We start from the raw sequence: 7,783 nt of genomic DNA, 5'->3' as shown, positions 1-7,783 counted from the left end.
CGCCGAAGCCGCCGGAAACTCCGCCGCCGCCGGTGAAGAACCTCGCGCCGCCGAAGCCGACCCCGCTGCCGCCGCCGCCGGAAGCCCCGGTGATCGACGTGCCGGAGCCGCGCCCCAACGACGTGGCCACCCCGCCGTCGCCGCCTGCGCCGCCGTCGCAGCCGACCGACATTGGCGCGAGCGTCGATATTTCGTCGAAGAACATGAACCCGCCGAAGTACCCGCCGGCTGCATTCCGGTCGGGCGCGCAGGGCGAGGTGATCCTGATCATCGATGTCGATGCCAGTGGTAACGTCACGAACGTTGCCGTCGAGAAATCCAGCCGCAACCGCGACCTGGACCGCGCCGCGATGGAAGCAGCGCGCAAGTGGCGGTTCAATGCCGCTGTCGTCAATGGACAGAAGACCGCCGGCCGCGTCCGCGTCCCGGTCAACTTCGCGCTGAACTGATACAAAGGTTGCGCGGACCGGCGCACCGCCGGTCCGCAGACCCTGTCTACTCTTTGCACCACCCTCATCACCACCACACACAACAAAGGTAAGCGTCATGCTGCAGGAAATTTTCATCGCCGCTGCTGCGGGGGGCAACAACGCATCGAACGCCCTGTCGCAGATGGGCTTCGAGCACCTGATCACCGAAATGACCTCCAAGCCGGGTGACTTCGCCGTCTCCTGGGTGGTGCTCATCACCCTGATCATCATGTCCGCCTCGTCCTGGTACTGGACGATCATCAACATCTTCCGCGCCACCCGTCTGAAGAGCCAGGCCGACCGCGTCACCAGCCTGTTCTGGGACACCCCGAACGCCCAGGACGCCATCCGTGCGATGGAAGAGCAGCCGGCCTCCGAGCCGTTCTCGAAGATCGCCCTGGACGCTGCGCAGGCCGCCGCGCACCACCAGCGCGCCGAAGCCGGCACCGGCACCGGCCTAGGCGAGACCCTGAGCCGTTCGGAGTTCGTCGACCGCGCCCTGCGTCAGGCCGTGACCCGCGAAAGCACCAAGCTGCAGTCGGGCATGACCCTGCTGGCGACCGTCGGTGCGACCGCGCCGTTCGTCGGTCTGCTGGGTACGGTGTGGGGCATCTACGGCGCGCTGATCAAGATCGGTGCCACCGGCTCCGCCTCGATCGACGCCGTGGCCGGCCCGGTCGGTGAAGCGCTGATCATGACCGCGATCGGTCTGTTCGTCGCGATCCCGGCCGTGTTCGCCTTCAACTTCTTCAGCAAGGTCAACAGCTCGGTGATCGCCAAGTTCGACACCTTCGCTCACGACCTGCACGACTTCTTCGCCACCGGTTCGCGCGTTCGCTGATCCCGGCTAAGTCGTCCACGCAACGTTAACGGAGCCCGTTATGGCTTTCAGTAGTGGTAACAGCGGCGGCCCCATGGCCGACATCAACGTCACGCCCCTCGTGGACGTGATGCTGGTGCTGCTGATCATCTTCATCATCACGGCACCGCTGATGTCCCACAAGGTCAAGGTGGAACTGCCCCAAGCCAACTTGAAGCAGGATCCGGACAAGGACGACAAGCGTCCGAATCCGATCACCCTGGCGGTCAAGGAGGATGGGTCGCTGTACTGGAACGATGAGCCGATTTCCAAGGAAGCCCTGGAGTCGCGCTTCTCGACCGCTGCACAGCAGACCCCGCAGCCGCCGCTCAACCTGCGTGGCGACCGCACCACCAAGATGCGCACGATCAACGAGATCACCAAGATCGCGCAGAGTCAGGGCATGCTGGACGTCGGCTTCGTTGCGACCAAAGAGAAGGGGAACTGAGCCATGGCGTTCAGCTCAGGAGGCGGCCGTGGTCCCATGGCCGACATCAACGTCACGCCGCTGGTCGACGTGATGCTGGTGCTGTTGATCATCTTCATCGTTACCGCGCCGATCATGACGTACCCGATCGACGTGGATCTGCCGCAGCGGGTCATCAACCCGCCGCCGCAGTTGCGCGATCCGCCGCCGCCGATCGATCTGCGGATCGATGCGTCGAACCAGGTGTTCTGGAACAACAGCCCGGTGGCGGTGAGTGCGCTCCCGCAGATGATGGAAAACGAAGTCCAGCGCGATCCGACCAACCAGCCGGAACTGCGCATCGATGCCAATCCGGATTCCGAGTACGAAGTGATGGCCAAGGTGCTGGCCGCCGCCAAGAACTCGGACATGAAGAAGATCGGCTTCGTGCAGCAATAAGCTTCACCGCAATCCGCTTCACCGCAACACCTCAGTCATGACGCGACTGCAAACGCCACCGGCAACGGTGGCGTTTTTTTGTGCGTGCACGGTTGGCTGCACTGCCCGCTGCGACGATGCCTGCCCGCGGTCCTGCGTGTGGCGCGTCGCGTCTTCCGCCTGGCCGGGCGTGCTTCGCGCTCGCCTGCTCGCCTCCCGGCCTGAGCAGTCCGATGCGGGACCACTCCCGAGCCTGCCCGCCTGTCGCCGCCCCTCGCATCCCGCCGCGCCGCGGGTGTAGGCTGGTGACGCGACACCACACCCACAGGAGGCTGGCCATGGCGTTCAGTGCTGCAGGGAATCGGGGACCGCTGGCGGAGATCAATGTCACCCCGCTGGTCGATGTGATGCTGGTGCTGTTGATCATCTTCATCGTCACCGTGCCGATGCTGACGCAGACGATGGCCATGGACCTGCCGCAGCGGACGCCGGCACTTTCCAGGCCCTTGCCGCCACCGGACCCGATCCAGTTGCGCCTGGACGCCAGTGGCCAGTTGTTCTGGAATGCCGCGCCGCTGGCCTTGCGCGATCTGCAGCCTCGGCTGCAGGAAGCGATGGCGCAGGCGGCCGGCAATCCGCCCGAACTGCGTATCGATGCCAGCCCGGACGCCGACTACGAGGCCATGGCCAAGGTGCTGGCGGCGGCCAAGAACGCCGACGTCCAGCGCATCGGCTTCGTGCAGTAACAGGCGGTCTGTGGTGCGACGCCACCATTGCCGGTGGCGTCGCGTGCGTCGGGAACTCGCGCGCTTCCGCTTGCGGGAGGCAGCGAACGCCCAGCTTGATCGGATTGCGCCGATCGCGACAACCTTGCTGCACGCGATCGCTGCGCCCGCGACGCCGGCAAGTTCCAGGGAGCCAGGCAGATGCCGGCCTCGCTCAGCGTGCGCCGGCCAGCACCGCCAGATAGGCCTTCACCGTGGCGTCGAGCCCGGCGTAGAGCGCCTCGCCGATCAGCGCGTGGCCGATCGACACTTCCAGCACGTCGGGGACCGCTGCCAGGAACGCGCCGAGATTGGCCTGGGCCAGATCGTGGCCGGCGTTGACGCCGAGCCCGGCCGCCTGCGCGCGGCGTGCGGCAGCAGCGAACGGCGCGGCCGCGGCGCTGTCGCCCTGCTCCCACGCGGCGGCATAGGGACCGGTGTACAACTCGATGCGGTCGGCGCGCAGTTCGGCCGCCACCGCCAGATCCGGGTTGTCGGCATCGACGAACAGGCTGACCCGGCAGCCCAGGGCCTTCAGCTCGGCGATCAGCGGGCGCAGGCGGTCGCTGTCGCGGCCGAAGTCGAAGCCGTGGTCGGAGGTGAGCTGGCCGTCGCCGTCGGGCACCAGGGTGGCCTGCGCCGGGCGGGTCTGCGCGCACAGCGCGATCAGTCCCGGGTAGCCGGGACGCGGCGGCGCGAACGGGTTGCCCTCGATGTTGAATTCGACGCCGCGCTCGCGGGTCAGCTCGGCCAGCGCCAGCACGTCCTCGGCATGGATGTGGCGCCGGTCCGGGCGCGGGTGCACGGTGATGCCGTGCGCGCCGGCATCCAGGCAGGCGCGCGCGGCGTCGAGCACGCTGGGCAGGTCGCCGCCGCGCGAATTGCGCAGCACCGCGATCTTGTTGACGTTGACGCTGAGCTTGGTCATCGCCGGCGAACCGCTTACGGCGCCGCGGCGTCGTCGCTGGCGGCGGCCGCGGCGCGGCGCGCCTCGGCCTGCTCGCGCAGGCGGCGCAGTTCGGCCGGGTCGATCATCGGCATCGCGTCGCGCTGGCTGGCATCGCCGATCTTGGCCACGTACCAGCCGCGTGCCCAGGCCAGTAGAAAGGCCAGCGCGGCCAGCAGGCTCACCACCAGCAACCACATGTGCGGCGTCGTGAACGCCAGAACGAAAGCACCCAGCGCGAGCGGCAGAAAGAGCCAGTACATGACGATCTCCCCAAGGATGGCGCAGTGTAGCGCCGCCGGGCGTGCCGGTTCCACGTGGTACCGCGGCCGGCGCGCGCCGCTCCCGGCGCCGGGGCGCCGCGCTTACAGCAGCGGCGAGGTCAGCCGCGCCACCGCCTCCGGCAGCCGGTAGCGCCACAGCGAGCGCTTGCGGTCGTCGCGTACGCGCACCGCATCGGCCATCTCCCCTTCCAGAAGCTCGGCCAGCTGCCGGGTCAGCCCGCGGTCGCGGAACAGCGTGGCGACCTCGAAATTGAGCCGGAAACTGCGGTTGTCGAAGTTGGCGCTGCCGACCAGGCACAGGTCCTCGTCGGTGATCAGCGCCTTGGTGTGCAGCATGCGCGGGCCGTACTCGTAGATCCGCACGCCGGCCTGCAGCAGTTCGTCGAAGTAAGAGCGCGCGGCCAAGGTCACCAGCCGCGAGTCGCTGCGCTTGGGCACCAGCAGGCGCACGTCCAGCCCGCCCAGCGCCGCCGAGGTCAGCGCCATGCGCGCGGCCTCGCCCGGCACGAAGTACGGCGTGACCAGCCACACCCGCCGTTGCGCCTCGTGGATCGCCGCCACCTGCAGGCGATGGATGCTCTCCCACGATGAATCCGGCCCCGACACCAGCACCTGCGCCTGGATCGTGCCGGCATCGCGGCTGGGCATGTCGCTGGGCCAGATCCGCGCCATGTCGAAGGCATCGCGGCCCTGGCGGGTGGCGTACAGCCAGTCCTCCACGAACACCAGCTGCAGGCTGCGCACCACGTGGCCTTCGCAGCGCAGGTGCAGGTCGCGGTAGGCGTCGGCGCGCAGCGCCTCGTTCTCCTCGTCGGTGACGTTGATGCCGCCGGTGAAGGCGATGCGGCCGTCGATCACCACGATCTTGCGGTGGGTGCGCAGGTTGACCCAGGGCCGCTTGAACTTGAACGGCCGCAGCAACTGGGTGGGATGGAACCAGGCCACCTCGGCGCCGGCCTCCAGCAGCGGCCGCAGGAAGCGCTTGCGCACCTGCGAGGAGCCGACCGCATCCAGCAGCAGGCGCACGCGCACGCCGGCGCGGGCGCGCTCGACCAGCGCGTCGCGGATGCGCGTGCCGGTGCGGTCGGGATTGAAAATGTAGTACTCCAGGTGCACGTGGTGCTGGGCGGCACCGATGTCGCGCACGATCGCCTCGTAGGTGGCGGCGCCGTCGACCAGCCACTGCACCGCGGTGGCCGAACTCGGCGCCAGGCCGGTGGTGGCCTGGGCGATCTTGGCCAGCTCGGTACAGTCGGCGTCGGGTGGGCACACGCTGCTGTAGTGCTCCATGCCCGAGCGCGAGCGGCCGCGGCGCAGGCGCTGCCGCTTCACCTTCTGCGGGCCCAGCAGGTAGTAGATGACGAAGCCCAGGTAGGGCAAGGCGGCCAGCGACAGCACCCAGCTCAGCGTCGCCGCCGGCTCGCGCTTCTGCAGCACGATCCAGCCGCTCAGCCACAGGATGTACAGCAGGTAGGCGGCGGTGAGGTAAGCGCCGATGTGCGGGATGCCGGTCAGCCGGTCCCAGGTGTTCTGCAGAGTCGCGATCACGAGCATCGGCGGATTCTAGAGGGTGACGCGGAGGTTGCGGCGAAGGCGATGCAGGCCCGGCACCGCGGCGACCGCCCGGATCGCGTGGGTTTGCTGTCTGGCGCGCTGGCAGCCATCCGCTCTGCGACCCTGCGCTGCACTGCGGGTGCATCACAGCGGGCGTTCGCGGCAACCGAGTGACGCCAAGGCGACGGCGTTCGCGTGCGCCTGCGACGAGGCCCCGGTTCGGCGAATGGCAGCGTCATCGCCGAAGAGCGACAGGCCGCCGGCCCGCCGTGGAACGTCGATATGCTGCGCCGCCGTGCGCAACGGGCGGAGGCGAGCCACGCTGCCTGCGTGGCCTGAAAGATTCAGCGCCGCCGTCGGTGCCGTCGCATCCGCCGAGACGCCTGCCGCGTAGCCTATGCCGATGAGCACCGCCATCAAGGGCCGCGGCGCCGGCAGCCATCTGCCGGGCCGCTTCGAACGGACCGTCAGCCAGGCCGAGGACGACGGCTGGCACACCGACGACAGCGAGGAATTCGCTGCCCCGCGCCTGCGCACCCAGGTGAGCGAGGAGACCGCACGCAGCATCATCAGCCGCAACCAGTCGCCGGATGTGGGGTTCGCGCAATCGGTGAACCCGTACCGCGGCTGCGAGCACGGCTGCAGCTACTGCTTCGCCCGCCCCAGCCACGCCTATCTGAACCTGTCGCCGGGGCTGGATTTCGAGACGCGGCTGTTCGCCAAGACCAATGCCCCAGAGCTGCTGCGCCGTGAGCTGGCCAAGCCCGGCTACGTGCCCAGCCCGATCGCGCTGGGCATCAACACCGACGCCTACCAGCCGATCGAGCGCAAGCTGCAGCTGACCCGGCGCCTGATCGAGGTCTTCGCCGAGACCCGCCACCCGTTTTCGCTGATCACCAAGAACGCGCTGGTCGAGCGCGACCTGGACCTGCTGGCGCCGCTGGCCCGCGACAACCTGGTCAGCGTGCACTTCTCCGTGACCTCGCTGGACCCGCGACTGTCGGCCAGGCTGGAGCCGCGCGCCTCGGCGCCGCACGCGCGGCTGCGGGCGATGCGTACGCTGCATGAGGCCGGCGTGCCGGTCGGGGTGATGGTGGCGCCGGTGATCCCGTGGATCAACGATCACGCCCTCGAAGCGGTGCTGGAGGCGGCCCGCGAGGCCGGTGCCGAGTCCGCCGGCTACGTGCTGCTGCGCCTGCCGCACGAGGTGGCGCCGCTGTTCCGCGACTGGCTGCAGGCGCACCATCCCGACCGCGCCGCGCACGTGATGAGCACGGTGCAGCAACTGCGCGGCGGCAAGGACTACGACAGCACCTTCGGCAAGCGCATGCGCGGCGAAGGCGTCTACGCCGACCTGCTGGCACGGCGCTTCGCGCTGGCGCACAAGCGGCTGGGTTATGCCGAGTCCCCGCGCCGCCGCCTGGACTGCAGCCACTTCGTCAAACCGTTGCCGCCGCGCCCGCCGTCGCCGCAGGGTGTGTTGTTTTGAGCGGGGATTGGGGATTCGGGATTCGTAATGGGGCAGGGATTCGGAATTCGGGATTGGGGATTAGCAAGAGCGGCGCGTCGCGGCGGCCCGACGCAGCCACTGCAATTCAGCCACCAAGAAAGCAGCTTTTACGAATCCCCAATCCCCACTCCCGAATCCCTGCTTTTGACGAATCCCCATTCCCCATTCCCTATTCCCTGCCGTAAAGCGCCTGCGCCGACTGGAACAGGATCCAGCTCGTCGCGATGAACTTGTCGCCGCGTTGCGGGCGGTTGCCGCGGTGGGTGTGGGTGAAGGCGGTCGGGGCGATCAGCAGGCTGCCGGCGCGCGGGACGATCTTGCGCTGCTGGAACAGGAACTCGGTCTCGCCCTCGTCGAAATCGTCGTTGAGGTACAGGGTCCACAGCAGGTGCCGGTGCAGGGTCTCGGCACTCGGATCGCGCGGGTACAGTTCGCAGTGCCAGTACGGATAGCCGCCCTCGCCCGCTTCGTACCACTGCAGGTTGATCGCGCCCGGGCGCAGGCAGGTGCGCGCCAGGTTGGACAGCGCGGCGTCGTCGAGCAGGGCGAAGT

11 protein-coding genes are annotated in these 7,783 nt (G+C 68.5%); 6 read left to right on the top strand and 5 right to left on the bottom strand.

From position 1 onward, the window contains the following. The 5 genes from D183_RS0117210 to D183_RS0117190 all read left to right on the top strand — a co-directional run. On the top strand, positions 1-449 hold a 449-nt coding region (locus D183_RS0117210), incomplete at its 5' end, for an energy transducer TonB (RefSeq protein ID WP_017910092.1). A 97-nt stretch (positions 450-546) separates the two neighbouring features. After that, positions 547-1,311 carry a TonB-system energizer ExbB gene (gene exbB, locus D183_RS0117205; protein ID WP_010340667.1) on the top strand — a complete coding sequence of 255 codons (765 nt, stop codon included), beginning with the start codon at positions 547-549 and terminating at the stop codon, positions 1,309-1,311. A gap of 40 nt (positions 1,312-1,351) precedes the next feature. Next, complete coding sequence (locus D183_RS0117200; protein WP_026144583.1) at positions 1,352-1,777, top strand: ExbD/TolR family protein; 426 nt, start codon at positions 1,352-1,354, stop codon at positions 1,775-1,777. A 3-nt stretch (positions 1,778-1,780) separates the two neighbouring features. After that, positions 1,781-2,194, top strand: a complete 414-nt coding sequence (locus tag D183_RS0117195) for an ExbD/TolR family protein (RefSeq protein ID WP_010340665.1) — start codon at positions 1,781-1,783, stop codon at positions 2,192-2,194. A 317-nt stretch (positions 2,195-2,511) separates the two neighbouring features. Continuing rightward, entirely contained in the window at positions 2,512-2,919 is a 408-nt protein-coding gene (locus D183_RS0117190) for an ExbD/TolR family protein (RefSeq protein ID WP_026144582.1), read from the top strand. Between the two features lie 193 nt (positions 2,920-3,112). Here the strand turns inward: D183_RS0117190 and D183_RS0117185 are convergent, their stop codons facing one another. The 4 genes from D183_RS0117185 to D183_RS27560 all read right to left on the bottom strand — a co-directional run bounded on the left by D183_RS0117185 (position 3,113) and on the right by D183_RS27560 (position 6,138). Further along, positions 3,113-3,865, bottom strand: a complete 753-nt coding sequence (locus D183_RS0117185) for a pyridoxine 5'-phosphate synthase (RefSeq protein WP_017910088.1) — start codon at positions 3,863-3,865, stop codon at positions 3,113-3,115. 14 nt (positions 3,866-3,879) lie between these two features. Next, a complete protein-coding gene (locus tag D183_RS0117180; protein WP_010340662.1) occupies positions 3,880-4,146 on the bottom strand; it encodes a hypothetical protein in 267 nt (88 codons plus the stop codon). Between the two features lie 102 nt (positions 4,147-4,248). Then, positions 4,249-5,721: a cardiolipin synthase gene (cls, locus tag D183_RS0117175; RefSeq protein ID WP_017910087.1), complete on the bottom strand. Its 1,473-nt coding sequence runs from the start codon at positions 5,719-5,721 to the stop codon at positions 4,249-4,251. Between the two features lie 144 nt (positions 5,722-5,865). Further along, entirely contained in the window at positions 5,866-6,138 is a 273-nt protein-coding gene (locus tag D183_RS27560) for a hypothetical protein (protein ID WP_157835220.1), read from the bottom strand. Between D183_RS27560 and D183_RS0117170 the strand changes: the two genes are divergently transcribed. Continuing rightward, positions 6,125-7,210, top strand: a complete 1,086-nt coding sequence (locus D183_RS0117170; protein WP_026143212.1) for a PA0069 family radical SAM protein — start codon at positions 6,125-6,127, stop codon at positions 7,208-7,210. The genes D183_RS27560 and D183_RS0117170 overlap by 14 nt on opposite strands. A 190-nt stretch (positions 7,211-7,400) precedes the next feature. Here the strand turns inward: D183_RS0117170 and D183_RS0117165 are convergent. Then, positions 7,401-7,783, bottom strand: a 383-nt coding sequence (locus D183_RS0117165) for a 2OG-Fe(II) oxygenase (protein WP_017910085.1), incomplete at its 5' end; no start/stop codon positions are given.

The sequence above is a fragment of the Xanthomonas sp. SHU 199 genome, assembly GCF_000364665.1.
GTDB lineage: Bacteria > Pseudomonadota > Gammaproteobacteria > Xanthomonadales > Xanthomonadaceae > Xanthomonas_A > Xanthomonas_A sontii.
This window is presented reverse-complemented; position numbering and strand designations above follow the sequence as displayed.